Genomic DNA, 26,957 nt, shown 5'->3' on the forward strand with positions numbered 1-26,957 from the left:
GCTTTTCAGGAGGCTTTCGGCCGTCTCAGCGGTGAAGGATCTGCCATGGACACCTCGGCAATCCCTGCTGGCCCTGGATCCATCAGTGCCAGCACATCTTCAAAGAGCGAGCGCACCACAGGCAAGCGGCAGAGCACCGCGAACTTGGCGGCAACCGGTGCCATGTTCTTCATCAGAAGTCTGGATCGGCGCTGCTGCGGCGACTGGTCGAAAGCCCACGCCGAGAAGATCTGGCGGGAAACCAGCAGTAAGAACTTCGGCAGATCGCGTCGTATGCCCAATGGGGGCAACGGGCGGGATCCGGAAACGACCTTCTCCCATATCTCCAATTCAATGCTGGAAATCTCGTCGTTGCCCATATCGCGCGCGAGCATCAGACGCAGGAACGCAGGCCCGAAATCGTGATAGGGAGCCAACGCTTCGACGCCCGTGTCGAGTACTGCGCGGATGTTGGCTTCGAGGGTATTTCCCTCTGCGAGCATCCCCGCGCAAAGATCATATTGCTCCCTGCGCAGGTTCAGCAGGAGCTGGGCAACGATCTCCTCTTTGGACTTGAAGTAGTAGTACGCATGCGACAGGGAAACCCCTGCGTTCGAAGCAATGGCACGCATGCTCGAGGCTTTATATCCGTCCGTGGCAAAGCACTCCAAGGCAGTTGCCAAGAGTTTGGCTTGGGTCTGCTGGCCTTTTTCGGTGCGTGGTTGCGTTGTCATGGAGCCTTTGGATGGAAGTGGGTGGATCCGATTCTACCAATTATTTGAACGCGTTCAAAAAAGGAAAATTTTCATGCTGATGTACGGGAGGACGATCACTGCACTATTTGTTTCCTCGAATTTATAGTTCGAAGACATTCAAGTGAGATATGAATTTTGGAATTCTTTGATTTCTGAAACATGGTTGGTCTTCAACAGGTGAGAACGTGGCCGCAGTTATGCATGGGATACTTGTTGCGTAAGTGCTAATACAGCGGGACAGCGCGCAGGCATGGAACCTTCACCCTTTTGATTCGTGGGCAGGGCCGTGCCCTTTAGCGATGTTCTGGCGAACCACTTTGACAAGGAAAAAATTCATGGGCGATTCCAACGCCAGCAACAATCTGATTCGAACCAAGAACGCGGTTTTCGCTTCTTCGGGTTCTCCCTACTTCTCCACGGTGCTCACCTTGATGGGCGCGGTCGTGATTCTTTCGAATATCGGCGCCTCCAAAGGTGTCAGCTTCGGTCCGCTGATCACCGATGGCGGCTTCTTCCTCTTCCCGCTGGCCTACATTCTGGGCGACGTCATTGCGGAAGTCTACGGATTGAAGGCGGCTCGCCGTTCAATCCTGGTGACTTTCGCCTTGGCGTTCTTCGCAGTGTTCTGCTTCTGGGTCATGATCCAATTGCCATCAGCCGAGTTCTACGACGGGCAAGACGCATTTGAGCGCACCCTTGGCCCGATCTGGCAGATCGTCGTCGCCTCCGCTTGCGGCTTCCTGGTGGGGCAGCTGGCCAACTCATGGGTGCTGGTCAAGCTCAAGGAACGCACCGGCGAGCGTGGGCTGATTCTCCGCTTGATCGGCTCCAGCGGTGTTGGGGAGTTCCTGGATACCCTGATCTTCTGTGCCATTGCAGCGCCAGTTATCGGCATCGCCGATGCGCCGACATTCATCAACTACGTGGTGGTGGGCTTCATCTACAAGACCGCCGTGGAGGTCCTGTTTGTTCCGGTGACCTCGATGGTCATCAAATGGTTCAAGAAGCGCGAACCTGGCTACAGCCAAGCGGCCATCGCAAGCTAGTGATCCTGTGGGCATCATCCGTGAGGGCGATGCCCACAGCTGTATCCGGACACTAGAATCGATGGCATGCAGACAGGTCAAAGCGCTGAAGTTCAGCTAGAAGCACGCGACTTGACCATTGGCTATCCCAATCGCGTGATCTGCGGGCCGATCAACCTGCAGCTGGCTCCCGGTGCTGGCTTAGGAATTATCGGTGCCAATGGCAGCGGAAAATCAACACTGATCCGCACGATCCTGGGACATCTCATTCCGGTGGAAGGCACCGTCGAGTTCCAAAGTCTTCCCGTGAATGAAAGCTCGGAGCATTTTCGCCGTACCGTCGCAGTGCAGGTCACCGACGGCGCCTTCTTCGAAGAACTCACGGTGCGCGAACATCTGGAAATGGTCGCTCGTGGACACGGACTGGATGATTGGGCCCAGTTAGTCCAGGCAGAACTCGACTTCTTCGAAATCACTGCTGCTGCCGATCACCTTCCCGGCGAGCTGTCTTCTGGCCAACGCCGTAAGCTGCTGCTCGCCGCGGCCTTGATCCGTCCGGCAGAACTGCTGATTCTTGACGAACCGGAACAACGCCTGGACCTGCGTATCAGGCAGAAGCTGTACCAGCGGCTTGCCGGGGTACGCGGCAGGGGAACAACTTTGCTAGCGGTGACCCATGATCCGCTGATGCTGCGAAGCTGCGTGGACCAAGTGCTGCTTCTGGATGAAGACGAGGGTGAACTGCTTGATCCGCAGGCCGGGGCGCAGTGGCTTGAGCGCTAGCCGGGTTGCAACCCATGCCGTTGATTTCAATCCTAGAGAACTGGTCAATCGAGCCAAGAAGCGGCGGAATTTCTCCGAGAAATTCGACAGCTTTTCCGATGCCTATGTCTGGGTGCTGGCCGCGCTGGTGGCGTTGGCTTACCTCTTCAGCGCACTCTTTGGCATGCTGTTTGTGCTCTTGGGCGAGGGCGTAGCGTACCAAGTGCTGCCTAGCGCCGTCTGGCGCTTGCAGGACCTCTCTTTCGTGCTATTGGCCTTGGCCGGCTTGGCAACCTTTCGGCTCATGCTCTACCTGGGGCCTTGCGGGCTCAGTGCGGCCAAGGCCGACTGGTGGCTGCCGCTGCCGGTCAAGCTCCGGGCTATCCGCCAGCCGACGTGGCGAAATGCGGTGCTCATCGGTCTTTTCGCGAGCAGCTTTGCCGGTGCGTTGTGGCTGATCGTGATGCTGGGGCTGGCCGGATCGCTCCCGGTACCCGTTGCAGTCCTTGGGCTCGCCTGCTTCGCAGTGGCCGGTGTCGGGCTTGCCAACGCGGCCACGGCGATCCAGGGGAAGAACCAGCAAATAGCTGCGCGACGGATCTGCGACTGGGTGGGCCTCGGGCTGCTCATCGCCTTGGCCGTGCTGTGGATGCTCATGATGTTCCAGATTCCTTGGGCCCAAAGCCTGGTTGGCGCTATGGCTGCGGCCACCTTGAAGCCGGCTGCCTGGGTGCTCGCCTTGCTCGTTGTCCTGGTACTTAGCGGCGCGAGTACGTACGGTGCGTTTCGCCATTTTGACCAGATTCCGGGCCAGGCGTTGCGTTTTGCCGGAGAGCACCAGCAATTCGCCGTGGGGGCTTTGATGCAGGGCGACTCGCGAGGCCTCTCGGCTCCGGCGACATCCGCTATTAGCCGCAGGCGCGCACGCGGTGGCAAGCTCACCGCCAAGTTGCCGGTGGCGTGGCGCATTCTCTGCCTCCGTTTGCTGAGGGGAGGCCGTTGGCATTCGGTGGCCGGGTTCCTGCTCCTGGCTTTCGCGTTGGCCGCCACGGTTCAGCGAATTGCCAACCCGCTGAGCGCAGCGGCCTTTTACCTGGTGCTCTGCCTGGTTCTTACCTTGAGCATTTCCGCGACCATTGCACCGCTTGTTTCCGAACGGCAGCTCACCCAGCTGCTAGGGATTTCGGAACAGCGCCTGATGCGGGCAGCAACGCTGTATGCGATGCTATTTTCAGCCACCGCCTTGCTGTTCTTGACCGGCGGGCTGGGAATGCTGGGCATGATCCAGCTGGATCGCATTTGGCTTTGGACCGCCGCAGGCCTGGTCGCCGCGTTGGGGTGTGCTGCGGCAAGCAGTGCCCACGCCAGCAGGGAAGAACGGGACTGGGATGCATTACTCGGGGGAGCCACCAGCGACTCGGCCGTGGCCACGTATCTTTTCCTGGAAACAGCGACTTTCCTTCGGGCAGCTGCCACGTTCTCGCCAATTTTCTTCTTGGTGCTCAGCCCCGGTACTCCCATTCCCCCGTTGCTGTGGATCGCGGCAATGCTCTTTGGTGCAAGTGCCCTGGTTCAAGTTTCCGGCAGGAAGCTGGGCGCGGGGGCGTAGGTAGTCTTGGAGGATGAACGATTTGATTTCCATCCACGAGCCCGATGGGCTTTCCGCAGAATTGCTCTACTCAATACTGAAACTGCGTGCCGAGGTATTCATCGTCGAGCAGCGATCGTGCTACCCGGACATCGATGGCCGCGATCTGGATGCCGGCACTGTGCATCTGGTGGCCACCGAGAACGGGAAAGTGCTGTGTACTGTGCGAATCATGGACAGCGCAAGCGGCACTCCGCGCATTGGGCGGGTTGCAACGGCCGCAGAAGCCCGAGGCCGGGGCCTGGCCGGGGAACTCATGCAGCGTGCCGTGGCGCTTTGCGCTCCGGAGGCGGAGATCCAGCTCAGCGCCCAGACCCAGCTGGAGGGCTGGTACGGAAAGTTCGGTTTCCTCCGCTCCGGAGAAGACTATGACGACGACGGGATCATGCATTTGCCGATGACCCGCGCAGGGCAGGGCGTTTCGGCCTAGAAAAGCCCGAGGCATCGATTCTCCTTGCACTGCCCAGTGCGTGGAGAATCGATGCCTCGACTGCTTTGCGGCCCTTGGCTACAGGGCGGCCGGCTGGCCCTGCGGATCCGGTTCGCCAGCGTAGTAGCTGGAGAGCACCTTGTCCTTGAGCTCGAAGAAGGTTCCGTCCTCGATCGCCTGGCGCGCGGATTCAACCAGCGAAACAGTGAACTGCTCGTTGTGGATGGAAATCAACGTGTGGCTGAGCAGTTCCTTGGCCTTGTACAGGTGGTGAATGTACGCACGGGTGAAGTTCTTGCAGGCATAGCACTCGCAGCCTTCCACCAGCGGAGTGAAATCCCGCTTGTAGCGTGCGCCGGAAAGATTGAAACGGCCCCAGGGGGTATAGAACGCCGAGTTGCGCGCAACGCGAGTGGGCGAGACGCAGTCGAAAGTATCGGCACCATTCTCAATCGCGGTGAAGACGTCATCCGGCTCGGAAATGCCCAGCAGGTGGCGCGGCTTGTTCTCTGGAAGCTCTTCGGCGCACCAGCCGACGATGGTTCCCAGATTTTCCTTCTCCAAGGCGCCGCCGATGCCGAAGCCATCGAAGGCCATGGCCCCCAGGTCCTGGCAGGCCTTGCGGCGCAGGTCCTCGTACTGGGCGCCCTGGATGACGCCGAACAAGGCTTGGTACTCCTTGCCTTCGCGGGAATCGGTCAATGCAAAGTGCTCGGCAATGCAGCGCTCGGCCCAGCGCCGGGTGCGCTCCAGGGACTCGACCTGGTAGCCGCGGGAATTCTGCAAGGTGGTCAGCTCGTCGAAGGCGAACATGATGTCCGCGCCGATCCGGTGCTGCACGCCCATGGAGATCTCAGGGGAGAAGCGGTGCTTGGTGCCGTCGAGATGGGACTTGAACCAGACGCCGTCCTCGTCCACATTGGCCAGGCGTTCCTTGCCCGGGGCCACGGCGTCGTCCGGACCAGACTGGTCTACGGACTTCATGTCGATGACCTTCTTGAAGCCCGAGCCCAGGCTCATGACCTGGAATCCGCCGGAGTCGGTGAAGGTCGGCCCCTGCCAGCCCATGAACTTGCCTAGTCCGCCAGCTTCATCGAGGATATCCGCGCCCGGCTGAAGATACAGGTGGTAGGCGTTTGACAGCACAGCCTGCGCGCCAAGCTCCTGAACCTGCACCGGGGTGACTGCCTTGACGGTAGCTTTGGTGCCTACCGCAATGAACGCGGGCGTCTTGACGTCGCCGTGCGGGGTACGGATAACGCCGGTACGTCCCAACATCGGGGAACCGTCCGGAGCGGTCAGCCGGGTTCCGACTTCAAAGCCGAATTCATCCTGGCGGGCATGCGGGGCACTGGGGTCAAAGTTCTTTTCGGACACGTACCAAGTGTGCCGTATTAACCGCGCGGTGAGGAAAACGACAGGGGCAATGTGCGCCAAAACCTAACGCTTCACAAGGCAAAGCGCGAATAATGGAGCGTACGTGTTGTGTCCAACGCGACGGAAGGAAGATGTGGGTCTGGAGAATTTGAAGAAATCCGCCAAGGCGCTCATTACGCTGGGGCCTGCCCGCAAGGACCATTGGATCGGCCTGCGCACCGGCATCGGTGTTTTTGCGCCTCTGATCACGCTCTTCGCGATTGACCGGCTGGACCTTGTGGTCTTTGCCGTGTTCGGCGCCTTTACCGGCGTGTATGGGCGCGTGGACGGCTACTGGAACCGGTTGCGGATGCAGGTGCGTTCCGGGGCCTTGTTCTTCGCGGTAATCGCTCTGGCGCTGGCCGCTTCGCACTGGTGGATCGACCATTCGGACCCTGGAATCAAGCAGTGGCAAGTAGTTGGCGCGACGACTCTCGTGGCCGGTGCCTGCTCGGTGCTGGTGGGTTTCATGCGGCTGCGGCCCGGCGGTTCGCTGTTCCACATCTTCGCATTCGCGGCAATTGCCTCGATCCCCGTCCCCGCGCCAATCGGCGAAGCCCTGCTCGTGTCGGCCCTGACGATCTTGTTGTCGGTAGCCATCGGTGCGGCCGGTGCACTCGGGCAGTGGACCAGCTTGTGGAAGCGCACCCCGCTGCCGCCACTATCGGATAACGTCCGCAAGGCCATCTGGTGGGAAGGGCTGTTCTACATCCTGACAGCCGGCGTGGCCGGCGCCTTGGCCAATACCGTGGGCAGCAGCCTGGAAGCCGGGCACAACTACTGGGCGATGGTGGCCGCGGTGGTTCCCCTGGTCGGGCACACCACGACCTTGCGCATCCGGCGCGGCGTGCACCGAATGCTCGGCACCCTGGCAGGCATGGTCCTGATGGCGGTCTTGATCTTCCTGAACCCGCAGGTCTGGATCCTGCTCGCCTTCATCGCCATATGCCAATTCATGGCCGAGCTGCTGGTCATGCGCAACTATTTCCTGGCGCAGGTCTTCATTACCCCGATGGCGCTCGTGGGCGTCTCGCTGGTGACGGGCCTGAGCGGCTCGGTGATGTACGACCGCGTGGTCGAGACCCTGATCGGCTGCACCGTGGGCATGCTCGGGGTGCTCTTGGGAAGCTGGGTTGGATCAATCATCAAGCGCCGGCAGGGAATCATTCCAAATAGCGGGCAGCAGGGCTAGATATTCACTCCGACATGGGCTAATGCCTGACGGAGAATATTTTCTCGACCGCCAGCGAACTCGCCCTGGATGTCCGAGCTGAGCGCTTCGCTGGGCGAAAGCCAGGTCAGCTCCAACGCATCGGAGCGAGGGCTGGTCTCGCCGCGAACCGGCACGATGTAGCACATGGATACGGCATGCTGCCGATCATCGGTCAGACCGGTTTCGCTCGGCGCCGGGAAGTATTCTGCAACGGTGAAGGGCACCGGTGAAGCAGGAAGCTGCGGAAGCACCATGGTGCCCAGGTCCTTTTCGATGTGGCGGATCAACGCGGCGCGTATGGTCTCGCGGTACATCACTCGCCCCGAAACGAAGGTGCGCAGCATGCGCCCGTCATCATCGCCGGTGAGCAGCAGGCCCACCTCGTTGACGTAGCCCAGCGGGTCCAGGCGCACGGGAATGGCCTCGACGTAGAGCATGGGCAGGCGCTGCCGTGCCTCGTAGAGGTCTTCTTCGGAGAGCCATCCAGGGTATGGGTCAGGAGTGCGCACGTTCATGGTTCTATCTTCGTACACAAACCCTCGACATTCCGTGAAGCTGGATCTGTGTTGCCGAACTCACCTATAAGGTTTCCTGCACCCCTAGTGCACCGCAATCCCAAGCGATAAAATCGATAGAGCTATTTGAACCTCCTTGCCCGGCGAAGCAGCCGCAAGCGTCAGATAGCGTTTCCTTTTTCCGAATCCTCGTGGAAGCAGATTCCTGCCGTGACGAACGCTCCAGAACGACTGAGCAAACAGAACTTCACCACGATTGCGGTGCTGATTGTTTCCAGCTTCGTGGTCATCCTGAACGAGACCATCATGAACGTGGCCCTGCCTGTTCTGATGGATGAATTCAATGTCACCGCTGACGCGATTCAGTGGCTGTCAACCATCTTCATGCTGACTATGGCCGTGGTCATTCCAATGACCGGCTTCCTGCTTCAGCGGATGAGCATCCGCAATGTCTTCGTCTTGGCCATGGGCCTGTTCACTCTGGGCACCCTGCTGGCTGCCCTCGCGCCGGGCCTGAGCGTCCTGCTGGTGGCCCGCGTGATCCAGGCCAGCGGCACCGCCATCATGATGCCGCTGCTGATGACCACCATCTTGCATCTGGTCCCGGCTGAGCGCCGCGGCGTGCTGATGGGCAATGTCTCCATCGTGATCTCCGTAGCCCCGGCCATCGGCCCGACGGTATCCGGACTGATCTTGCAGTACCTGTCGTGGCGATTCATGTTCATCGTGATCATCCCGATCGCGGTAGCGGCTCTGCTGATCGGCACCCCTCGACTGTCCAAGGACGTTGACGGCGCCTCGACGCCGCTGTCCATTCCTTCGCTGATTCTGGCCATCCCGGGTTTCGGCGGCCTGGTCTACGGCCTCAGCGGCTTGTCGGTTGGCGTCACCCCGCTGAACCTGGGCATCCTTGTTGGCGCGATTCTGTGCCTGCTCGCTTTCGTTTTCCTGCAGCTGAACCTGCAGAAGGAAGACAAGGCGCTGCTGGATCTGCGTCCGCTGAACTACAGGGCTTTCACCCTTTCGCTGGTGCTGATGATGTTCTCGATGATTTCGCTGTTCGGCGTGATCATCCTGCTGCCGATGTTCTTCACCAACGTGTTGGGCATTGAAACCCTGACCACCGGTTTGATCATGCTCCCGGGCGGTCTGCTGATGGGTGTCCTGGCGCCATTGGTCGGAAAGCTCTACGACAAGGTCGGCGCCCGTCCGCTGATCGTTCCCGGCGCCCTGGTGCTGCTGGTTTCGCTGCTGGGCTACGCGGTGGTCCTGGATGTGGACACTCCGATCTGGCTGCTGGTTGTCATGCACCTGGTGATGAGCTTGGGCCTGGCCTTCATCTTCACCCCGGCCTTCACCACTGCGCTGAACCCGCTGCCGCACAGCCTGCACTCGCACGGTTCGGCCCTGCTCTCGACCTTGCAGCAGTTGGCGGGCGCCATGGGCACCGCCCTGCTGGTTGGCGTTGTCGCCTCATCCACCGCCGCGAAGATCGCGGCTGGCAGCGATCCGTTGACCGCTTCGGTCGAAGGTTTCCAGCCTGGCTTCCTGATCGGTGCCGGCTGCAGCGTCGGCATCGTGGTGATCGGCTTCCTGCTTGGCGGCAAGAAGAAATCGGCTGGAGTCGAAGCCGAGCCTGCGACGGTTCCGAGCCACTAGGCTGCAGGACAGTGCAAGAGCCGCTGGATCCCATCGCGGGGTCCAGCGGTTTTTCCATGCCCGCGGGCAAGATTCTTCGCCTCCACGCAACTGGCCAGTAATGTAGATCACAAGACCACTGTCTACAAAGGGGTAAACATGCAGTTGCAGGATTCAGTCGCTCTGGTCACCGGCGGCCTATCGGGATTGGGACGCGCCACGGCGCAGAAGCTGGCCACCGGGGCCAGGCATGTGGTGGTACTCGACCTGCCGCGTGAGGATGGCGATGAAATCGCCGCCGAGATCGGCGCGAATGTCCGCTTCGTGCCAGCTGATGTCACTGACGCGCAGCAGGTGGCTGCCGGCATCGAACGTGCCAAGGAACTTGGCACCCTGCGGGTGCTGGTCAATTGCGCCGGTGTGGCAACACCAGGCAAGGTGCTGGGCCGCGAGGGAGTGCTGCCGCTGGAGCGCTTCGCCAAGGTGCTGGACATCAATGTCAACGGCACCTTCAACGTGATCCGCCTGGCCGCAGAAGCCATGGCGCATAGCGAAGCGCTGAGCGATGAGCAGGGAACCACCGAACGCGGGGTCATCATCAACACCGCGTCGGTGGCGGCCTTTGACGGCCAGATCGGGCAGCCGGCCTATGCGGCCTCCAAGGGAGCAGTAGCGGCTATGACCCTTCCGCTGGCTCGCGAGCTGGCGAACCACCAGATCCGCGTCATGACCATCGCACCGGGCATTTTCCACACGCCGATGATGGCCGGCCTGCCGCAGGCTGCCCAGGACTCGCTCGGAGCCCAGGTGCCGCATCCTTCGCGTCTTGGACGTCCGGAAGAATACGCGGCATTGGTGGAGCACATCGTGGCCAACCCGATGCTCAACGGCGAAACCATTCGCCTTGATGGGGCCATCCGCATGGCGCCACGCTAGGCAACCGTGGCGGGGTGCGGCCAGCCCTAGAACTCTATGGGCTTGCCGCGCTGCGCACGGTGCTCGGCATGGCTGATCTGGAACCGGCGGTTCTCGGCCATCAGGAAGACCAGCAAGGCCATGAAGATCCAGACCGCGCAGACCCACAGCGGTGCGGACCCATTGAGCCAGCCCTGGATGGCAGCGGCGATCATGCAGATTCCGAAGCCGCTGGCAAAGGCGTGGCGGCCGCGCTCCGAGTGGGCGAAGGCGGCGGCAACCACTGAAATTCCGGCCGCCACCACCACAGCAGGAAGTCCCTGCCCACCGTCATTCCATCCGGCGGCGGCAAACCAGAGCTGCAGGGCATAGACCAAGCTGGAACCGGCAAAGAAGCTTACCGGGGCATCCGTTGCCCAGCGCTCCAAGCGGTTTCGCGCAGTATTCCTGTTCAGCTGGAGCACGCCGTACAGGGACAGCAGCGAAGCGATGGTTGCCAGGATGGCAGCGCTGATGGCCAAGAACCCGGAGGCCAGGGTGATGGCGCAGGCCATCATCGCTGTGGCCGGGATCGAATAAACGGAAATGATTCGCTGGCGTCGCGCCGAAAGCTGATCGCGGCGCAGCGAAAACGCGGCGCTCAGGACCAGCGCGATGGCAGTTGCCGGCCACAACACCGAATGCACCAGGCTGGTATCCAGCAGGCTGGACGGCGCGCGTCCATGCAAGCCGGAGGGCAACGCCAACGAGGTCAGCAGCAGCAATAAGCCCGAAGCGCCCAAGAGGTAGCCGCGGACCGTGTCGAAAGGTTCCACTGCAGGGTTGGGGCGATGATCCGGCGCCGCGTAGGGCAACACGAAGGAGGACCGTTCTGCCGCCGAAGCAATGGCAGACTGGGCCGACTCCACCAGGGAATCGAGTTGCGGGGTCCGCTGGTGTTCGGCCATCTTGCCTTCATCCTTACGGGTCACGGGATAATAGGCACCAGCCTAGGGCAATTCTTCCCCCGTGAGAAGGGGTTATGGGACCGACGGCGCTTCCAGTAGCCGCTGTTGCGAGCTGAAGCTGCGCGCGTGGCCGGTCAGCGGATCGGTGAAGGAAATGGTGTGCGCCAGCAATTGCAGCGGGCGCCGGTAGTCATCCGGGGCCAGATCCCACAGCCGCGGATAGAACGCGTCATTAATGATGCCCAGGCCCAAGGAAGCCAGGTGCACTCGCAGCTGATGGGTCTTGCCCGATCGCGGTTCCAGATCCATCAAGGCGACCTCCAGCCCGGCATGGAAACCGGTGCTCGTCCCGATCGCCTCGAGCTTGACCAGGGTCTGGGCGTTCGGCTCCCCTTCTTCCACAATGGAACGCAGCTGGCCCTTGACCTTGGCCATCCGGTTCTCGAAGAGCAGCGGCATCCGCTGCAGCAGGCCACGCAGCTCGGATTCCGGTTTGACCTGCGAATGCTCCCCATTTGGATGCAGCACCCGTCCAGTTTCCAGGCCTTCGCCCGGCTGCAGGGCGACCACCGCCTTGTAGCGCTTGGCGATCTCGCGGCGTTCGAAGAGCATCTGGTAATCGCCGCGGGTCGCCGGATTCACCGCGAAAAGAATGACCCCGGCGGTGGCCCGGTCCAGCCGGTGCATCGGCACCAAATCATCGATGCCGGTCTGGTTGCGCAGGCGTACCAGCGCGGATTCCTGGATGAAGCGTCCGCCGGGTGTGGTGGGGAGGAAATGCGGCTTGTCCACGACCAGCAGATGCTCGTCTTGGTGCAGGATCCTGGCTTCAAAGGGAATGGGAGTTTCTACCGGCAGGGAACGGTAGTACCAAATGAATTCGTGCTCGCCCAGGGGCGTCTGGCGGGTGAGCGGAGTGCCGCCCAAGCCAACGATCTGCTGATCATCGAAGCGGCGCAGGATGCCCTCTGGATCCACATGGCCGAAGCGCTCAAGCAAATAATCTGCGACAGTTGCCCACGAACCGGTCCGCGGGAGGCGAAGACGAGTTGCATTGACGCCGTTGCGCACGGGAAGCGGGGATTCCATAGCCATAGGGGCTATTCTCCCATCTTTGCCAGGACCGCGCAGGCCGCGGTCTGCTAGGTTGGTTCGATGGCCATGCGTAAATACAGCGAAGTCGACGTCTTTTCTCCCACTGCATATCTGGGCAACCCCTTGGCTGTGGTCCACGATGCAGAAGGCCTGGCCAGCGGGCAGATGCAAGGATTTGCCAAGTGGACCAACCTGGCCGAGACCACGTTCCTGATGCAACCGGAGGATCCGGCCGCCGACTACCGGGTGCGGATCTTCTCTGCCACCCAGGAATTCCCCTTCGCCGGCCACCCGACGCTGGGCTCGGCCTTTGCCTGGCTGAAGGCCGGCGGGGTTCCCAAGAAGAAGGGACGGGTCATCCAGGAATGCGCCGCCGGGCTGGTGGAGGTGCGCGTTGAGCCGCAACGGCTATGGTTCGCTGCACCGCCGCTGACCCGCTACGAACCGGTTGCCGAATTGCTGGTGCAGCGCATCGCCGAGGTACTGGCGATTCCCCGGGAGCAGATCCAGGATGCCTCATGGCTGGTCAACGGCCCGGAATGGATCGGGGTGAGGCTCTCCAGTGCGCAGCAGGTACTGGCCTTGGACCCGGATCCCAACGCCCTGGGCACGCTGGCCATCGGGGTTGCAGGTCCGCAGGAACCAGGGGCCGGCACGCAGTTCGAAGTGCGTGCTTTCGTCGGCGGGGACCCAGTGTGGGAAGACCCGGCCACCGGCAGCCTCAATGCGGGCCTGGCCCGGTGGCTGGCCGATTCCGGGTTGGCTCCCGAACGCTACATCGCCGCCCAAGGCACCGCGATCGGGTACCAGGGCCGGGTGCATCTGCGCGTGGAGGACGGCGTGGTCTGGGTGGGAGGCGACGTGAACAGCTGCGTGCAGGGCGAAGTCGACCTCTAGGCTTGCAGCCGCGCCCCGCCGCCTAGGCCGCTGGCTGGCAGGAAGGGCACAGGTAGCAGTCCCGTTCAGCACCGGTGGAAGCCGAGGGAATGCGCAGCAGCCCGATGCGGGTTCCGCAGCGCAGGCAGGGCTTCGACGCCCGGCCGTAGACCCACAGCGGGTCGCGGGTGCGCGGCTGCCCGGTAGTCACCCGCCGCGACCGGTCCTTGTTCACCACCAGCAAGCGGTGAGCCAGTTCGATTAATGCCGGCAGGCCGGCCACCTCGCCCACCGCGGTGAGCGGATGCACGCGCCGCAGGAACAGGATCTCGCTGCGGTAGACATTTCCCACCCCGGCCATGATCCGCTGGTCCAGCAGCGCTTGCCCGATGCCCAGCTGCGGATCGGCGCGCAGGTTGTCCAGCGCCCGTTGCGCATCCCAGTCCGGCCCGAGCAGGTCGGGTCCCAGATGGCCGACCACCTCGGACTCCTGTTCGGTTGGCAGCAGTTTCACCTGGGCGATCTCGAAGCCCACGGCCTTGGCGTTTGCTGTTTCCAGCACCACCCGGGCGGTATGCGCCGGGCGCTTCCAGCGTTCGCCTGGCCCATAGAGATCCCAGCGCCCTTCCATGAGCAGATGCGAATGCAAGGTCAGCGCAGGCTGGGCGAAGGCCGGGTTCGCAGTAGCCGGCGGCTGCAGGCGCATCAGCAGGTGCTTGCCCCGGGGGACGACCTCGCGCACCGTGTACCCGGCGACGTCCACGGTGGCCAGGGCCGGGACGCGGAAATCGGAGGCCAGCAGGATTTCGCCGGCCAGCGCCTGGTGCAGGCGGGCGGTGGCGCGGTAGACGGTATCGCCTTCGGGCATGGGCAACGCTCCTTCGATAGCGGGTCAGCGGCGGAAGCGGATGCCTTGGGGCGTCGCATAGAAACCGGCGCCCAGCAGGGCGGCGCCGACCGGATGGTCCTGCACCGGCTGCCCGTCGACCGTGGCGATGGCGATCTTGTCGACCTGGGCGGTGCGCAGCGCGGCGACCATCGCCGTGGCGAGGATGCGCCAGGACGGCTCGGGCAGCTGCCCGAAGGTCAGCACCGTGCGCCCGCCGCGCTCCAGATAGAGGCTCAGGGCCCCGTCGAGCAGCCCGACGATTGCGCCGGCCTTGCGCCCGGGGCGGTGCCCGGTTTCGGTCGCAGGCCAAGCCAGCGCCGCGCCATAGGGGTTCGCCGGGTCGGTGGAAGCCAGCACCGTGGCCACCGGCTGTCGGCGCGGGTCATCGGCCAGCTGGAATCCGCGCAGCCGGTCAATGGTGGTGGAGGTGGAGAACTGGGCGGCGCCGAGCTTCTCGACGAAGTAGCCGCGCCGGGCATGGCCAGCTTCTTCCAGCTTCGAGAGCACCCGGTAGAGCTGGCCGAAGCCGCCGGGCACCGACTCGGCGGCCACCGAGCCGCGGGTGAGCACCCCGTAGCGTTCCAGCATGATTTCCGCGGTGGCGTGGGCGCTGATCGTGGGGTCCGCTACCGGTGCGGGCAGCAGCGACCAGCGGGCCGCGCCGCGCGAGCCGCGCGCCGGCCCGCCGGCTTGTTCCCGGGCCAGCCGGTTCAGCCCGGAGAGTCGGTTCAATCGTGCGGCGCGGGCCCGCGGGGCGGGCTTGGCGATTTTGTGCGCGGTGCTTCCGCCGGCCAGGTAGCCGCGGATCGGCGCCATGGTATCCGGTGAAATGTACCCGGCCCAGAACAGCCTCCAGCAGGATTCGGCGACCTCGTGGCTGCTGGCCGCCGGCTCATCGCTGCGGTGGATGCGTCCGGCCAGCTCCTCGGCGAAGTAGGCGCCGGTGGACTCGAAGGCCTGGAGCACGCGCAGGTCCAGGGCTTGCAGCGCGCTGGCATCGGGCTGGGGAAGGCTCAGCGCTGCATGCTCGGCGGTGTGCAGCGACAGCCAGCCGTCCTTGCCGCCGGCGGCTCCGGCACCGCAGATCAGGATATCCCCGGAGCTGCACAGCTCATCCAGCCAGGAATTCTGGTAGCCCCTCAGCCGGGCCGGGAGCATGAAGGACTCCAAAGCGGAGGCGGGGACCTCGGCGCCCGCGAGCTGGGCAACGATTTCATAGGCGCCGTCGGCTCCCTGCAGCGAAGAACCGATCTGCTGCCAGGCCGGCAGGAAGCGACCGTAGGTGTCCTGGTCCACCGGCTCCACCTCGGCACGCAGCGCCGCCAGGGATCGGGTGCGGATGGTGCGCAGCACCGACACGTCGCAGTATTCGTCGCCGGCCACGCCTTCGGGGACGAGCTCCAGCGGGCGGAAGGCCCCCAGCGACAAGCGGCCGGCGGCCACCAGCTGGTCGAGGACCGGGCGCAGCACCGCGACGCCCAGTCCCAGCTGCGCGGCCAGCTCCCCGAGGGTGAACGGGGCGTGGGTGCGGGCGAAGCGCGAGACCAGGTCCTGGATCGGAGCGGTGGCAGGCTCCAGGAAGGCCGCCGGGATGCCGGTGGGCAGCGGGGTGCCCAGCGCATCGCGCAGCTTGCCGGCATCCTCGATGGCCGCGTACACCAGCTGGCCGGAGCGGCGCAAGGTGAAAGCCCGGCGCGTGGAGACCAAGGCCTCGGCGTGGGCCCGGGCGCTGGCAGGATCCAGCGCCGCTTCGTCATCGGCCGGATCGCGCAGCCTGGCGGCCAGCTGCCCGGCATCCAGCGGACCCAGCAGCCGCAGCAGGTCCGCAGCGCCTTCCATGCCCGCCAACCGGCGGTTGGCTGCCAGATGCTGCAGCTGCTCCTGCAAGGCCGAGATGACCTGCGGGTCCAGCACCTCGCGCACGTCGTTGCGCCCGAGCAATTCGCCCAGCAGCACCGGATCCAGGCTCAGGGCGGCGGCGCGGCGTTCGGCCAGCGGCGCGTCGGATTCGTAGAGGAACTGCGCCACGTAGCCGAAAAGCAGGGATTGGGCGAAGGGCGAAGGCAGCTCGGTGGTCACTTCCACCAGGCGGATGGCCCGCGAGGAGATGCTGGACAGGATCCTGGACAGTGCCGGCAGATCGTAGACATCATTCAGGCATTCGCGCACGGTTTCCAGGATGATCGGGAAATCCGGGTAGTTGCGTGCCACATCCAGCAGCTGGCTGGCACGCTGGCGCTGCTGCCACAGCGGGGTGCGCTTGGTCGGGTTGATCCGCGGCAGCAGCAGCGCGCGGGCGGCGCATTCGCGGAAGCGGGAGGCGAACAACGCGGAATTGGCCACCTGCGAGGTGACCACCTCGATGATCTCGTCGGCTTCGAAGGCGAAGAGATCCGCCCCGGGCGGCTCATCGTCCATGGCGGGGATGCGCAGCACGATCCCGTCGTCGGCGGCCATCGCCGAGGCGTCCAGCCCCCAGCGTTCGCGGACCCGCGCGCCGACGGCCAGCGCCCACGGGGCGTGCACGGCCAAGCCGAACGGGGAGTGCAGGATGACCCGCCAGTCGCCCAGCTCGTCGTGGAAGCGCTCGATCACGAAATTCTGGTGGTTGGGCACCTGGCCGGTGGCCCGGCGCTGCTCGTCCAGGTAGTTGAGCAGATTGTTCGCGGCGAACGGATCCAGCCCGCTGCCGTGCAGCACTTCGGCCGCTTCGGTGCGTTCGCTGGCCAGCAGCTTCGTGGTGAATTCGCCCAGCGCCGCCCCGAGTTCCACCGGGCGTCCCAGCCCGTCGCCGTGCCAGAAGGGCAGCTTTCCGGGCTGGCCGAAGGCCGGGGTGACCAGCACCCGGTCGTGGGTGATGTCCTCGATGCGCCAGCTGGTCGCCCCGAGGGCGAAAATGTCTCCCACGCGCGATTCGTAGACCATTTCCTCGTCCAGCTCGCCCACGCGCTTGGGCGCCTTGTCATCCTCGGATCCGGCCAGGAAAACGCCGAACAGCCCGCGGTCCGGGATGGTGCCGCCGGAAATCACGGCCAGGCGCTGCGCCCCGGGCCGGGCGGTGAGGGTACCGGCATCCCGGTCCCAGATCAGCCGCGGCTTGAGCGTGGCGAATTCATCCGAAGGGTACTTGCCCGAGAGCATGTCCAAGGTGGCCAGATAGGCGCTGCGCGGCAGCTGCTGGTAGGGGGCGGCGCGGCGCACGGTGTCGAACCATTGCTCTACGTCCAAGTCGTCCATGGCCACCGCGGCCAGGGTCTGCTGCGCCAGCACATCCAGCGGGTTGGCGGGGATCACCATCTTCTCGATGGCTCCTTGGCGCATGCGGGTGACCACCAGGGCGGTGGAGAGCAGGTCCGCCCGGTGCTTGGGGAAGAAAGCGCCCCGGGAGACCGAGCCGACCTGGTGCCCGGCACGGCCCACGCGCTGCAGCCCCGAGGAGACCGAGTTCGGGGATTCGACCTGGATCACCAGATCCACCAGTCCCATGTCGATGCCGAGTTCCAGGGAGCTGGTGGCCACCACGGCGCGCAGCTTGCCCAGCTTCAGGTCTTCCTCGATCTGGGCGCGCGAATCCTTGGACACCGAGCCGTGGTGGGCACGGGCCAGTAACGGAGCTTCCGGGTGCGCGGCAGCGGTGGAACCGGCCTGGGCCATCATCGCGGCAGGGGTGGAGGTGGAAGCATCCTCGGCGCTGAATCCCTCGCGTTCGGCGTAGATTTCGTTCAGCCGTCCGGTCAGCCGCTCGGCCAGCCGGCGGGAGTTGGCGAAGATGATGGTCGAATGGTTGTCCAGCACCAGATCCACCAGCTGGTTCTCCACATGCGGCCAAATGCTCGCCGATGCCGCGGGGGAGGAACCCGGACCCAGAGCATGCGCTCCGGCCGCGGAAGGCAGGTCGGTCATGTCTTCCACCGGGACGCGCACCGCCAACTCCCATTTCTTGGTGGACGGCGGGCGCACGATGTTCACCGGGGCGGATCCGGCCAGGAAGCGGGCCACTTCTTCGGGCGGCTCGACGGTGGCAGAGAGCCCGATGCGCTGGGCCGGGGCGGGCAGCAGCGCGTCGAGCCGTTCCAGTGACAGGGCCAAATGGGTTCCGCGCTTGGTATTGGCAATCGCGTGGACCTCATCGATGATTACGGTGTGCACCTCGGCAAGGGTCTTGCGTGCCTGGCTGGTGAGCATCAGGTACAGCGACTCGGGCGTGGTGATCAGGATTTCGGGCGGGTCCTTGAGCAGCTTGCGCCGGTCATTGGCCGGGGTGTCTCCCGAGCGCACTCCCACCGACACCGACGGCTGGGACAAGCCCATTTCGTGCGCGGTGGCGCGGATGCCAGCGAGCGGAGAACGCAGGTTGCGCTCCACGTCGACCCCGAGGGCCTTCAGCGGAGAAATGTAGAGCACCTTGGTGCCATTGCCCGTTGGATGATCGGCATCGGAGTCCATCCCCGGCAATGCTGGAGCGTCAAGTTCCGCATGGTGCAGCCGGTCCAGCGCCCAGAGGAACGCGGCCAGGGTCTTGCCCGAGCCGGTAGGCGCGATGACCAGGGTGTGCTTCCCGTCCGAGATGGATTCCCAGGCGCCACTCTGGGCAACGGTGGGCGCGGAGAAGACGTCGGTGAACCACTTGCGGGTGGCTGCGCCGAACCGGGACAGGACATCGCTCATGGAATCGATACTACGGTCTGCGAACGACAAGATCGGCCATTATCCGCCCGCCGTGATCTCCCGCAGGGCCGCCACATGGCTGACATAGGCCCGGCGTCCGGATTTGGTCAGCGAAACGCGCATATGGCTGCGCCCCAGCTTGGTGAACCGCTCGATGCCGATATACCCGGCATCGGCGAGCTGCTTGAGGTGCTTGCTCAAGACGGAGTCGGCGACATCGAGGATGCCGCGAAGGTGCGCGAATTCTGCCCACTGCACCGGGGCGAGGCTGGCGCAAATGCGCAGCCGGATGGGTGCATGGATCAGCTCGTCGAATTGCGCATTGCTAGATGGCTTGTTCATTTCCATCCTTGATGCGGGATTTGATGGTTTCGCGGCGCATGATCCACAGGGAACCGGTGAAGGCAGCGGCCAATGCGAGGAATTTGGGTATCGCGAACAGCCAAGTCTGGGGAATCCAGAAGGTGCACAATTGCAGGGCGAGCATCATGAACAGCATGACAGCGATGTATTTGCCCGAGTGCCGCAATGCAGAACGGGACTTGGGCCGCTGGCGCGACCAGTAGGCGTACCAGGCGATCAATGGCACAAAGAGCACCGGCGACCAGTACCAAAGGGCGATGTCGATGACTCCGTAGAGCGAAAAGATTGCCGACGTGACGATGCCCAGGGCAATCATGAATGCCCCGGGGGCTTCGGTGGCGCTGACGGTGCCGCTCGCGGCTTCTTCGGCCGTGGCGAGTTGGGAAGCGGCTTCGCGCTCCGAGGGGATCTGCGAATTGTTCACCTGGCTAGACCGCCATTTCCTGGGCATCTTGCACACGGTCCTTGTCCCATGCCGTTTGCGCGGCGGAAAGCAAATGCCATAAGGCGGTGCAGGAGACGACTAGTTTCGCACCGATGCTCCAAGGGTCCTCGGCGACCCAAAAGCGCAGGCACATCACGATCATTGACGCCAGGAACGCGTACCAGCCGTAGGTTGCCGAGCTGCTGAGCAAAGGGCGCATCGTGGCGCGGCTGCGCATAATCACGTAGTGCACGAGGGCTGCAACGACAGCCACCGCGAATAACGCCAGAGCCATCTTTGGCGAAAGGACATGTTCAAGACTCATCGCGGTGCTCCCGAGCACCACGTACACGAAGAGGGTGGCCCGGGAAGAAGTGCCGGCAGCGATCATCTTGTTCGAGGCCTGGTCCGCGGAGGCCAGGCGCTCCGCGGCGGTCAGCTTGTCGATTCGTTCTTGCCCCTCAGCCATGATTTCCCCACTTTCCGTTATGGAAAGTCTTGTCTTTCCAAGTTGGAAAGTCAAGGGAATGGCTTAAACGTGATGGTACTTCCCGCCTGCCAGGATGTCCTGCGCGCGGTACAGCTGCTCGGTGAGGATCAAGCGCACCAGCTGGTGCGGGAAGACCAGCTTCGAAAGCGACCAGGTGAAATTGGCCCGCGCATGCACGGATGCGTCCACGCCGTACGCGCCGCCGATGATGATGACAACGTTGCGCGAAGCATCAATCGGGGTGCGCAAAGTATTGGCCAACGCGGGGGAGTCCACGTTCTTGCCGCGTTCATCGAGCAGAACCACGAAGTCGCGGTCATCGATTTTCGCCAGGATGCGGGCAGACTCCTCGGTGCGGGCCGCGTCGTTCTCGCGCGAGGAATGGTTCAGCAGCTGCCAGGTGAGATTGAAGGGCTTCTTCATCCGCTTCTCGTAGCGGGAAATTCCCTCGTCCACCCAGGATTCGTGTTTCTTGCCAACTGCCAGCACCTTGATCGTCATGCTTCTATTGTTCCGCATCGATCGAGTTCAGCGCTTCGCGCCCGCCCCGATACGATGGAAGCCATGCGATCCTCATGGTATTTCCGGCAAGGCCAACGTTCCCGCGGCGCACAGGTGCTGTGGATCATTTTCGGGCTGGTTGTCGCCATGTTCTACTTCACCCGCAGGGTGCTGGTCTCCCTGCACGCGGGCGGATGGGCCAGGGATCTGGATGCCCCAGCCTACCAATGGGCACTGGAGCACCAGTCGCCGTTCCTGTTTGCGGTCTCCGACTTCTTGTACTTCTGGGGATCCACACCGGGGATGACCATGATCATGCTGGTGATCACCTCATTGCTGTGCTGGAAAACCCGCAGCGCGTGGCCGTTGGCGGCCATCGCGTTCACTGCACTGGTCTCGGTCCTGCTGACCGTTATTCTCAAGACAAGCCTCCAGGTGCCGCGTCCCCAAGGCGTTCCCGGAGGCCCGGCGCCGCCGCAGACCTTTTCGTTCCCCAGCGGGCACACGCTGAACTCGGCCGCGCTGATCGGCATCGCCAGCTACCTGGCGATCATCTACGGGCTGCGCCGCTACGCGTACCTGATCTCCATCGTCGCGGCGCTATTCGTCCTGGCGATGGGAGCTTCGCGAATCTACATCGGGCACCACTGGGTCTCTGACGTGCTGGTGGGGATGCTGATCGGGGCCGCATGGGCTGCCGTCGTGGCGATCCTGCACTACTACTTTGTGCCGCGGCCGCAGGTCCCTAGGCCAGCACCCGGATCGGTGCGCCGCTAGCCCACGCGCGGATGTCTTCCACCGCGTCGCGGTAGAACATCTCGAACTGCTCGATAGTCACATAGCCGATATGCGGGGTGGCAATCACGCCCCGGGTAGCGGCCAGCCGGTCCTTGGCCGGCAGCGGTTCCACGTCGAAGACATCCACGGCGGCCAGGTGCAGCTGCCGGCTGTCCAGTGCGTCGATGAGCGCGTCGGTCTGCACGATCCTGCTGCGCGAGGTGTTGACCAGGATGGAATCGGGACGCATCCACGCCAGCTGCTTGGGTCCGATGACCCCGGTGCTGCGCTCCGAGAGCTTCAGGTGCACGGTCACGATGTCGCTGGTGGAAAACAGCTCGGCTTCGGAGACCAGCTCCACGCCCACTTCGGTGGCGCGGGCCTTGGTGAGATTCTGGCTGTAGGCGATGACCCGCATGCCGAAGGCCAAGCCGACCTTCGCAACCTTCGCTCCCAGATTTCCCAGGCCGTAGACGCCCAGGGTCTTGCCGGACAGGCCCAGTCCGAAAGTGGTCTGCCAGCCCGAGCCAGCCGCCAGCGGGCGGTCCGCGGAAAACAGCTCCACGTCCAGTCGGCGCGCGGCGCTGAGGATCAGCGCCCAGGTGTGCTCGGCGGCATCGGTAGCCACGTAGCCGGTGTGGCTGACCACGATGCCCTGGTTCTTGGCAGCCTGCAGGTCGATGGATCCGTTGCGGCGGCCGGTGGTGACCAGCAGCTTCAGGTTGGGCAGGGCATTGAGCCGGGCGGCCGGGAAAGGCGTGCGTTCGCGCATGGCGACGATGGCGTCGAAGGGCTGCAGCGCCTGGACGACGGTGCTGTCCTCGTGGCCCAGGTGCTCGGTGAAGACAGTGACTTCGGCGTCCAAGGCGACGGCGAGGCCGTCGAAATCGGCCAGCGAGCGGGCCACGTTGTGGTAATCATCCAGGATTGCAATGCGCATGGATTCATCCTAGGCACCTGCAGCCGATGCTGTCCCACTGCGGGCGTAACAAAAAGCTGGTGCCTGCTCATTGAACTGCTCCCCAAAAGTTGGACTGAAAAAGTCACAACAACTTTTGGGGAGTTTTTCATGCACGCACGAAGGATGACGCTACCCGATGACCGTGAAATCCAATTCCTCGGTGAAAGAACGCCCATGCACGTCGGTGGCAGTCACCGTGGCGGTGTGCGCCCCCACGGAGAGATCATCTGGCAGTTCCAAGCGCCACAAGTGGCTGGTCTTCTCGGCGAATCCGCCGCCATGGACGAATTGCTCGGCGATGGCCGCCGGATCCGAGTACTCGGCGCCTGACAGCGGGCGTTCGCCGGCCATTTTCTGCGTCCGCTCGGCCGCAACCGGGTCCTGGCCGTCGATGGAGACCTCGACAGCGGAGCCGGTGCTGCCCATCCAGAAGTTCGTGGTCAGCCAGGTGTCCTCGGCCAGTCCCTGCCGGCTCACCGCCAACGGGTCATCCAGGGCCGGAACCGTGCCGCGCTCCTTTTCCAGATTCTCCTCGTACCACTGCCGGTACGCCGGGGTGTTCAAGCCCAGGGACATCTGCTTGCTGGCATCCCCGCCGGTCACGGTGAAGCGCTCGGTGATACTGGTGTTCTTGATGTCCAAGGTGAGCACTCCCGGAGGGGTCCCGTCGCGCTGGATGGAAGTCGGGTAGCCATTCTCGGTAACCCGTCCGTCATACCACTGCCCGGAAATGGCCGGGACAGTCAGGTGCGTGAAGGGCAGGCCTGCCTCGCCGACCTCGTCGCGCCAGCCATCCATCAGGTCCCCGGCGCGCAGGTTCTCTGACATGTGGGTGTGCCCGCCCAGGGAAGCGACCTCGCGTCCTTCCAGCAGCTCGTAGATCTCCCGGACCTGCTTGGTGGAATGCTCGTCGCTGTAGAAGAACTCCAGCAGGGGGCTGTGCCCGGCCAGGACGATGGCCTTGTTCTTGGGTACCTCGGCCAGGTCGGCGCGCAGCCACTGCAGCTGGCGCTTGCCCAGATCGTAGGTGTAGTCGCTCTTCTTGGCCGGAACCGCAGTCGGGTAATCGATGGTGCTCAGGGCGATGACGTGAGTCTTGCCCGTGTCGTAGGAGTAGTACTCCGGACCGAACTGGGCGCGGAAGGAATCGTACTCGTGCTGCCCGTCCAGCGAGTCGTAGTCGATGTCGTGGTTGCCCGGCAGGAACCGGGCCGGACCGTTGAGCATGGAGGACAGTTCGCGGGTCTGATGGAAGAAAGTCAAGTCATCTCCCACGAGGTCGCCGATGAACAAGGCGCCGCAGCCGGTGTAGTCGGTGCGGGCCGCCAGATCGGCGAAAGCGCCTTCCCTGGCGTACTCGACTTCCTGCTGGGTATAGGTCTGCACATCGGCACCGATGACGCAGCTCTGCTCGGGCGATTGCGTGGCGCTGCTGGCCACCAGCGGGAAGTTGACTGCCTCAGGCAGCGGCCCGGTCGGGGCGATGCCGTCGTACTTCAGGTCCGGGGAGCCTTCAGGCAGGTGGGTGTAGAAGAATTGGGCGACGTTGTCGTCGTCGACCGGAACCTGGAAGCCCCGGGGCTGGGTGACGAACGCGGTCATGTTGTTGTATGCCGGAAGTTCGTAGCGTCCCTGCCCATCGGTGGCCACGATGTCGCGGCCGTTGGAAACCGTGACGTTCGGTAGGCCAGGCTCGTTGGCATCCTGCGTGGAGTTCTTGTTGCGATCCTCGAAGACCACTCCGTCGAGCGTCTCTTGCGCGGTGCCGCTGCGGCCAGTTCCTGCCGGGATCACCTCGACTGACCCGCGGTAGGCCGAGGAGCTCCAGTCCGCGGCGGACTTGGCGGCAGGCACTGCCTCGAGTTCCGGGGTGGCGCCGATGAAGGCGGTGGAAGCTGCAATGGCAACTAGGCTTCCGGCGGTGAGATGCAGTGGGGTGAGATGATTGGTTTTGCCGGGTCGAGCGAAGATTTTCACGAACGTTCCTCCGGGTGGGGACAATCTGCCGGCCCCTTGGCCGGCCGTCTTCCACGGTGCCAATGGCAGGTGAATTGCAACCCCTGCTCAGGTAATGTCTAATAATCGATCCCGTAAATAGTTATCGACTGTCTTGGCGGGATTTACTGTTTTCGAACCAGTGAAATGAAGTGGCGCGGATGGAACTAGTGCAGGCGCTCATGGCAGGCGCGCGCGGGCGCAGGATGCTGTGGGAGTTCACCACTGCCAGCGAAGAGAAGCTGCTACCGGCGTTCGGGGAGCATCCGCTGCATGCGGCGATGTTCTACGCCGCGTATCACGTAGCGGTAGAACGCGGCGAAAGCGTTGGCCTGTTTGGCGCGGATGAATCCAGCATGCCCGAAACCAGTGTCCAGCAGATCGCCCGGCGCCTGGACGGCACCACTTTGGTTCCGGCCACCGCAGCGCTGCTGCAGCAAGCGCTGGTCCGCTCGGTCGACAGTGCCCGCTATTGGCAGGAACCGGATGGGGAAGACACCCTGCTGGCGTTGCCGGAACTGGCCGCGCCGCTTGAGCGCGTGGCCCGGCACCTGGCGGACAGCGGGCTCGCGGCCGTGTGGCTGGATCCCGTGGATCTGCGCAACCAATTCCAGGTCGAATTCGACCAGCATGACCCGCAGGGCAGGACGCAGGCTCCCGGCAGCAATGCCCTGGGCCTACTGCAGGAGTGGAGGGCCGGCATCCTGGCGACCGAAGCCCGCGATGCCGCCGAAATGAGTAGCACCCCGCTGGGCAGCTTCAGCGGGGAATGGTGGTCCAAGCCCAGCAGCCGCCTGCCCTCCACTACCGGTGTGTTCCCAGACCGGGAGCCAGTGGGCCTGAGCTGCGTGGAGGACGGTTTCGGATGGGAGCAAGCCAGCGTCAGGTTCACGAGCGTGCCTCCCGCAGCCAAGGTGCTGGAGATCGCCACGGCCGAGGACTGGATCCGGCTCTGCCGCGAGCACGGCATCGAGGTCACCGCGCACAAGCGCCACGACTGGTACCTGTCCACCGGGCGCGACGGCGCATGGAAGATCCCCGACTGGCTGGCCGTGGCGCGCGATTACGACGGGGTGCATCTGGGTATCGGCGCCTATCTGGCGCTCGCCGGGCAATGCCTCGACATCGATGATAAATACGCCAGCGTGATTGCCGGGTGGGACCCGGACCAGACGTTCTGGTTCACCGATGAGCTGCGGTGCTACGGGCCTGCACAGGAATGGATCTGTCTTGACGCCAACAACGAGGATGCACGGTGGGTGCCTTCCGGCGATGGCCCAAGTTCATGAGCCGTCACGGGCGCAGTAGCCAGCCCGGGTTTCTGGTGCAATGGGTTCCATGAGTGAAACGACAAACGATGAACTGGCCGCGGCTACCGAAGTCATCTTGCAGCTGCGCTGGTCGGACCAGGATGCCCTGGGACATGTGAACAATGCGCGCATCGTGACCCTGATGGAAGAAGCCCGCATCCGCTGGACGCGCGAGGACGGGACAACAGGCCGTTTCGAATTCGGCACCGTGGTGGCATCGATCCAGATCGACTACCTGCGCCCGCTGTACTACCAGCCCGAGATGCTCATCCGCATGGGCATCAGCCGGCTGGGCAACAAGTCCTTCACCGTGCGGGGCATCGGCTACCAGGACGGGCAGCCGGTATTCGACTCGACCACGGTCATGGTGCCGCTGGCAGCCGATGGCGTCTCATCGCGCCCGCTCAACGAGCTGGAGCGCAGCTGGCTCGGCAAATCGCAGATCCCAGCACGCAGCTAGGCTTCGGGTGCCGGTCCCTGGCCGTTGAGCAGCGCGGCCAGATCGCGCAGCTTCGCTTCGGAGTCCGAGCCCGGGTCGGTGGTGTAGATGAACAGGGTCTGGTCTGGTGCCCCGGTCACGTCCAAGGCCTCGTAGTTGACCTCCAGATAGCCCACCTGGGGATGGTTGAACCGCTTGATCCCGTCCCGCCGCTCGACCACCCGGTGATCGGCCCACCAGGTGCGGAATTCTTCGCTGTTCATGGACAGCTCTCCGACCAGCTGCGCGAGCAGCGGATCGTGCGGATGGCGCCCGGCATCCAGGCGCAAGGTGCCGACCATCGAGGCGGCGATCTGCTCCCAGTCGGCGTAGCGCTGCCTGGCTTCGGGATCCAGGAAGGCCCAGCGGATCAGGCTGCGGTGGCGCACCGGCTTGGCGAGGAAGTCGGTGAGCAGGCTGGCGGCCAGCGCATTCATGCCCAGCACCTCGGTACGCCGCCCACGGATGAAGGCCGGATGCCCGGTGAAGGAATCCAGCAGCTGATGCAATGACGGGCGTACCCGCTGGATGCTGTTCGACGGGTTGTTGCGCCCGGAACCGGAGACCGACCGGGCCAGATTGAACAAATGCCCGGCCGCCGTCTCATCCAGTTCCAGGGCCTTGGCCAACGCGCCGAGCACGGATTCGGAAGGGCGCTTGTGCCGGCCCTGTTCCAGCCGGGTGTAGTAGTCGGTGCTCACGCCGGCCAGGACCGCAACCTCTTCGCGGCGCAGGCCAGGCACGCGTCGCCGGGGACCGCCATCGCCTGCCGGGCTGACCAGGGCCCGCCGTGCCTTGAGGAATTCGCCGAGCTCGGTATTGGAATTCATCCCTGCATTCCTTTCATCCGCGGGCCGCATCGCCCCGGTCTTATCCTAGCCCTGCGT

Annotated in this window: 25 protein-coding genes; 11 read left to right on the forward strand and 14 right to left on the reverse strand. The window is 63.8% G+C overall.

All coding sequences use genetic code 11. The features are described 5' to 3' along the window. Positions 1–5: 5 nt before the first annotated feature. Positions 6–713 carry a TetR/AcrR family transcriptional regulator gene (locus tag ACIP6G_RS15700; RefSeq protein ID WP_365943046.1) on the reverse strand — a complete coding sequence of 236 codons (708 nt, stop codon included), beginning with the start codon at positions 711–713 and terminating at the stop codon, positions 6–8. Between the two features lie 356 nt (positions 714–1,069). Between ACIP6G_RS15700 and ACIP6G_RS15705 the strand changes: the two genes are divergently transcribed. From ACIP6G_RS15705 to ACIP6G_RS15720, 4 genes are all read left to right on the forward strand, one after another. After that, positions 1,070–1,780 carry a queuosine precursor transporter gene (locus ACIP6G_RS15705; RefSeq protein WP_365943047.1) on the forward strand — a complete coding sequence of 237 codons (711 nt, stop codon included), beginning with the start codon at positions 1,070–1,072 and terminating at the stop codon, positions 1,778–1,780. A gap of 66 nt (positions 1,781–1,846) precedes the next feature. Then, on the forward strand, positions 1,847–2,542 hold the full coding sequence (locus ACIP6G_RS15710; protein ID WP_332594863.1) for an ATP-binding cassette domain-containing protein: 696 nt from the start codon (positions 1,847–1,849) through the stop codon (positions 2,540–2,542). Continuing rightward, a complete protein-coding gene (locus tag ACIP6G_RS15715) occupies positions 2,532–4,130 on the forward strand; it encodes a hypothetical protein (RefSeq protein ID WP_400291205.1) in 1,599 nt (532 codons plus the stop codon). Before ACIP6G_RS15710 ends, ACIP6G_RS15715 begins: the two co-directional genes overlap by 11 nt. 13 nt (positions 4,131–4,143) lie before the next feature. Next, positions 4,144–4,599: a GNAT family N-acetyltransferase gene (locus ACIP6G_RS15720; protein WP_332594861.1), complete on the forward strand. Its 456-nt coding sequence runs from the start codon at positions 4,144–4,146 to the stop codon at positions 4,597–4,599. 78 nt (positions 4,600–4,677) lie between these two features. Here ACIP6G_RS15720 and tgt read toward each other — a convergent pair whose 3' ends face one another. Then, positions 4,678–5,976 (reverse strand): tRNA guanosine(34) transglycosylase Tgt, encoded by a 1,299-nt coding sequence (tgt, locus tag ACIP6G_RS15725; RefSeq protein ID WP_105658591.1) that lies wholly within the window; start codon positions 5,974–5,976, stop codon positions 4,678–4,680. A gap of 133 nt (positions 5,977–6,109) precedes the next feature. On the opposite strand from tgt, the gene ACIP6G_RS15730 reads away from it, so the two are divergent. Then, positions 6,110–7,207, forward strand: a complete 1,098-nt coding sequence (locus tag ACIP6G_RS15730) for an FUSC family protein (protein WP_365943049.1) — start codon at positions 6,110–6,112, stop codon at positions 7,205–7,207. Here the strand turns inward: ACIP6G_RS15730 and ACIP6G_RS15735 are convergent. Continuing rightward, the gene (locus ACIP6G_RS15735; RefSeq protein WP_105658590.1) at positions 7,204–7,743 is read right to left on the reverse strand and encodes an NUDIX hydrolase family protein; all 540 of its coding nucleotides are present in this window, start codon (positions 7,741–7,743) and stop codon (positions 7,204–7,206) included. The two genes, ACIP6G_RS15730 and ACIP6G_RS15735, sit on opposite strands and share 4 nt — an antisense overlap. Positions 7,744–7,953: 210 nt before the next feature. Here ACIP6G_RS15735 and ACIP6G_RS15740 point away from each other — a divergent pair, with 210 nt between their 5' ends. Together ACIP6G_RS15740 and ACIP6G_RS15745 are read left to right on the forward strand one after the other, a co-directional pair. Further along, a complete protein-coding gene (locus tag ACIP6G_RS15740; RefSeq protein ID WP_365943050.1) occupies positions 7,954–9,402 on the forward strand; it encodes an MDR family MFS transporter in 1,449 nt (482 codons plus the stop codon). A 138-nt stretch (positions 9,403–9,540) separates the two neighbouring features. After that, complete coding sequence (locus tag ACIP6G_RS15745) at positions 9,541–10,317, forward strand: SDR family NAD(P)-dependent oxidoreductase (RefSeq protein WP_332594860.1); 777 nt, start codon at positions 9,541–9,543, stop codon at positions 10,315–10,317. Positions 10,318–10,343: 26 nt separating this feature from the next. Here ACIP6G_RS15745 and ACIP6G_RS15750 read toward each other — a convergent pair whose 3' ends face one another. Together ACIP6G_RS15750 and ACIP6G_RS15755 are read right to left on the reverse strand one after the other, a co-directional pair. Further along, positions 10,344–11,267 carry a hypothetical protein gene (locus tag ACIP6G_RS15750; protein WP_365943051.1) on the reverse strand — a complete coding sequence of 308 codons (924 nt, stop codon included), beginning with the start codon at positions 11,265–11,267 and terminating at the stop codon, positions 10,344–10,346. A gap of 48 nt (positions 11,268–11,315) precedes the next feature. After that, positions 11,316–12,338 (reverse strand): pseudouridine synthase, encoded by a 1,023-nt coding sequence (locus ACIP6G_RS15755; protein ID WP_105658586.1) that lies wholly within the window; start codon positions 12,336–12,338, stop codon positions 11,316–11,318. Positions 12,339–12,398: 60 nt separating this feature from the next. On the opposite strand from ACIP6G_RS15755, the gene ACIP6G_RS15760 reads away from it, so the two are divergent. After that, a complete protein-coding gene (locus tag ACIP6G_RS15760) occupies positions 12,399–13,235 on the forward strand; it encodes a PhzF family phenazine biosynthesis protein (RefSeq protein WP_332594857.1) in 837 nt (278 codons plus the stop codon). A gap of 22 nt (positions 13,236–13,257) precedes the next feature. Here ACIP6G_RS15760 and ACIP6G_RS15765 read toward each other — a convergent pair whose 3' ends face one another. From ACIP6G_RS15765 to ACIP6G_RS15790, 6 genes are all read right to left on the reverse strand, one after another. After that, the gene (locus tag ACIP6G_RS15765; RefSeq protein ID WP_365943052.1) at positions 13,258–14,082 is read right to left on the reverse strand and encodes a DNA-formamidopyrimidine glycosylase family protein; all 825 of its coding nucleotides are present in this window, start codon (positions 14,080–14,082) and stop codon (positions 13,258–13,260) included. 24 nt (positions 14,083–14,106) lie between these two features. Further along, positions 14,107–18,771 (reverse strand): ATP-dependent helicase, encoded by a 4,665-nt coding sequence (locus tag ACIP6G_RS15770; RefSeq protein ID WP_365943053.1) that lies wholly within the window; start codon positions 18,769–18,771, stop codon positions 14,107–14,109. 39 nt (positions 18,772–18,810) lie between these two features. Then, on the reverse strand, positions 18,811–19,113 hold the full coding sequence (locus ACIP6G_RS15775) for a transcriptional regulator (protein ID WP_105658582.1): 303 nt from the start codon (positions 19,111–19,113) through the stop codon (positions 18,811–18,813). Beyond that, positions 19,097–19,558 (reverse strand): hypothetical protein, encoded by a 462-nt coding sequence (locus ACIP6G_RS15780; RefSeq protein ID WP_365943054.1) that lies wholly within the window; start codon positions 19,556–19,558, stop codon positions 19,097–19,099. The genes ACIP6G_RS15775 and ACIP6G_RS15780 overlap by 17 nt, the downstream gene beginning before the upstream one ends. A gap of 4 nt (positions 19,559–19,562) precedes the next feature. Then, complete coding sequence (locus ACIP6G_RS15785) at positions 19,563–20,027, reverse strand: hypothetical protein (RefSeq protein WP_365943055.1); 465 nt, start codon at positions 20,025–20,027, stop codon at positions 19,563–19,565. Between the two features lie 63 nt (positions 20,028–20,090). Continuing rightward, positions 20,091–20,549: a 23S rRNA (pseudouridine(1915)-N(3))-methyltransferase RlmH gene (locus tag ACIP6G_RS15790; RefSeq protein ID WP_365943056.1), complete on the reverse strand. Its 459-nt coding sequence runs from the start codon at positions 20,547–20,549 to the stop codon at positions 20,091–20,093. Between the two features lie 63 nt (positions 20,550–20,612). Here ACIP6G_RS15790 and ACIP6G_RS15795 point away from each other — a divergent pair, with 63 nt between their 5' ends. Then, a complete protein-coding gene (locus ACIP6G_RS15795) occupies positions 20,613–21,326 on the forward strand; it encodes a phosphatase PAP2 family protein (protein WP_365943057.1) in 714 nt (237 codons plus the stop codon). On the opposite strand, the gene ACIP6G_RS15800 is transcribed toward ACIP6G_RS15795, so the two are convergent. Beyond that, positions 21,295–22,266, reverse strand: a complete 972-nt coding sequence (locus ACIP6G_RS15800; RefSeq protein WP_332595439.1) for a D-2-hydroxyacid dehydrogenase family protein — start codon at positions 22,264–22,266, stop codon at positions 21,295–21,297. The two genes, ACIP6G_RS15795 and ACIP6G_RS15800, sit on opposite strands and share 32 nt — an antisense overlap. Before the next feature lie 150 nt (positions 22,267–22,416). Further along, positions 22,417–24,264 (reverse strand): calcineurin-like phosphoesterase family protein, encoded by a 1,848-nt coding sequence (locus tag ACIP6G_RS15805; RefSeq protein ID WP_365943058.1) that lies wholly within the window; start codon positions 24,262–24,264, stop codon positions 22,417–22,419. Positions 24,265–24,443: 179 nt separating this feature from the next. Here ACIP6G_RS15805 and ACIP6G_RS15810 point away from each other — a divergent pair, with 179 nt between their 5' ends. After that, the gene (locus tag ACIP6G_RS15810) at positions 24,444–25,571 is read left to right on the forward strand and encodes a hypothetical protein (RefSeq protein ID WP_365943059.1); all 1,128 of its coding nucleotides are present in this window, start codon (positions 24,444–24,446) and stop codon (positions 25,569–25,571) included. A gap of 49 nt (positions 25,572–25,620) precedes the next feature. Continuing rightward, positions 25,621–26,052: an acyl-CoA thioesterase gene (locus tag ACIP6G_RS15815; protein ID WP_365943060.1), complete on the forward strand. Its 432-nt coding sequence runs from the start codon at positions 25,621–25,623 to the stop codon at positions 26,050–26,052. On the opposite strand, the gene ACIP6G_RS15820 is transcribed toward ACIP6G_RS15815, so the two are convergent. Beyond that, positions 26,049–26,900 (reverse strand): helix-turn-helix transcriptional regulator, encoded by an 852-nt coding sequence (locus tag ACIP6G_RS15820; RefSeq protein WP_365943061.1) that lies wholly within the window; start codon positions 26,898–26,900, stop codon positions 26,049–26,051. The two genes, ACIP6G_RS15815 and ACIP6G_RS15820, sit on opposite strands and share 4 nt — an antisense overlap. Positions 26,901–26,957: the final 57 nt, after the last annotated feature.

Source organism: Glutamicibacter sp. NPDC088483, from assembly GCF_044753145.1.
Taxonomy (GTDB): domain Bacteria; phylum Actinomycetota; class Actinomycetes; order Actinomycetales; family Micrococcaceae; genus Glutamicibacter.

Coding starts and splice junctions, on each gene's coding strand:
- ACIP6G_RS15700 (WP_365943046.1), bottom strand. CDS start 713: ATGACAACGCAACCACGCACCGAAAAAGGCCAGCAGACCCAAGCCAAA.
- ACIP6G_RS15820 (WP_365943061.1), bottom strand. CDS start 26,900: ATGAATTCCAATACCGAGCTCGGCGAATTCCTCAAGGCACGGCGGGCC.
- ACIP6G_RS15760 (WP_332594857.1), top strand. CDS start 12,399: ATGGCCATGCGTAAATACAGCGAAGTCGACGTCTTTTCTCCCACTGCA.
- ACIP6G_RS15810 (WP_365943059.1), top strand. CDS start 24,444: ATGGAACTAGTGCAGGCGCTCATGGCAGGCGCGCGCGGGCGCAGGATG.
- ACIP6G_RS15710 (WP_332594863.1), top strand. CDS start 1,847: ATGCAGACAGGTCAAAGCGCTGAAGTTCAGCTAGAAGCACGCGACTTG.
- ACIP6G_RS15785 (WP_365943055.1), bottom strand. CDS start 20,027: ATGGCTGAGGGGCAAGAACGAATCGACAAGCTGACCGCCGCGGAGCGC.
- ACIP6G_RS15745 (WP_332594860.1), top strand. CDS start 9,541: ATGCAGTTGCAGGATTCAGTCGCTCTGGTCACCGGCGGCCTATCGGGA.
- ACIP6G_RS15765 (WP_365943052.1), bottom strand. CDS start 14,082: ATGCCCGAAGGCGATACCGTCTACCGCGCCACCGCCCGCCTGCACCAG.
- ACIP6G_RS15755 (WP_105658586.1), bottom strand. CDS start 12,338: ATGGCTATGGAATCCCCGCTTCCCGTGCGCAACGGCGTCAATGCAACT.
- ACIP6G_RS15800 (WP_332595439.1), bottom strand. CDS start 22,266: ATGCGCATTGCAATCCTGGATGATTACCACAACGTGGCCCGCTCGCTG.
- ACIP6G_RS15720 (WP_332594861.1), top strand. CDS start 4,144: ATGAACGATTTGATTTCCATCCACGAGCCCGATGGGCTTTCCGCAGAA.
- ACIP6G_RS15795 (WP_365943057.1), top strand. CDS start 20,613: ATGCGATCCTCATGGTATTTCCGGCAAGGCCAACGTTCCCGCGGCGCA.
- ACIP6G_RS15705 (WP_365943047.1), top strand. CDS start 1,070: ATGGGCGATTCCAACGCCAGCAACAATCTGATTCGAACCAAGAACGCG.
- ACIP6G_RS15815 (WP_365943060.1), top strand. CDS start 25,621: ATGAGTGAAACGACAAACGATGAACTGGCCGCGGCTACCGAAGTCATC.
- ACIP6G_RS15735 (WP_105658590.1), bottom strand. CDS start 7,743: ATGAACGTGCGCACTCCTGACCCATACCCTGGATGGCTCTCCGAAGAA.
- ACIP6G_RS15775 (WP_105658582.1), bottom strand. CDS start 19,113: ATGAACAAGCCATCTAGCAATGCGCAATTCGACGAGCTGATCCATGCA.
- ACIP6G_RS15770 (WP_365943053.1), bottom strand. CDS start 18,771: ATGAGCGATGTCCTGTCCCGGTTCGGCGCAGCCACCCGCAAGTGGTTC.
- ACIP6G_RS15790 (WP_365943056.1), bottom strand. CDS start 20,549: ATGACGATCAAGGTGCTGGCAGTTGGCAAGAAACACGAATCCTGGGTG.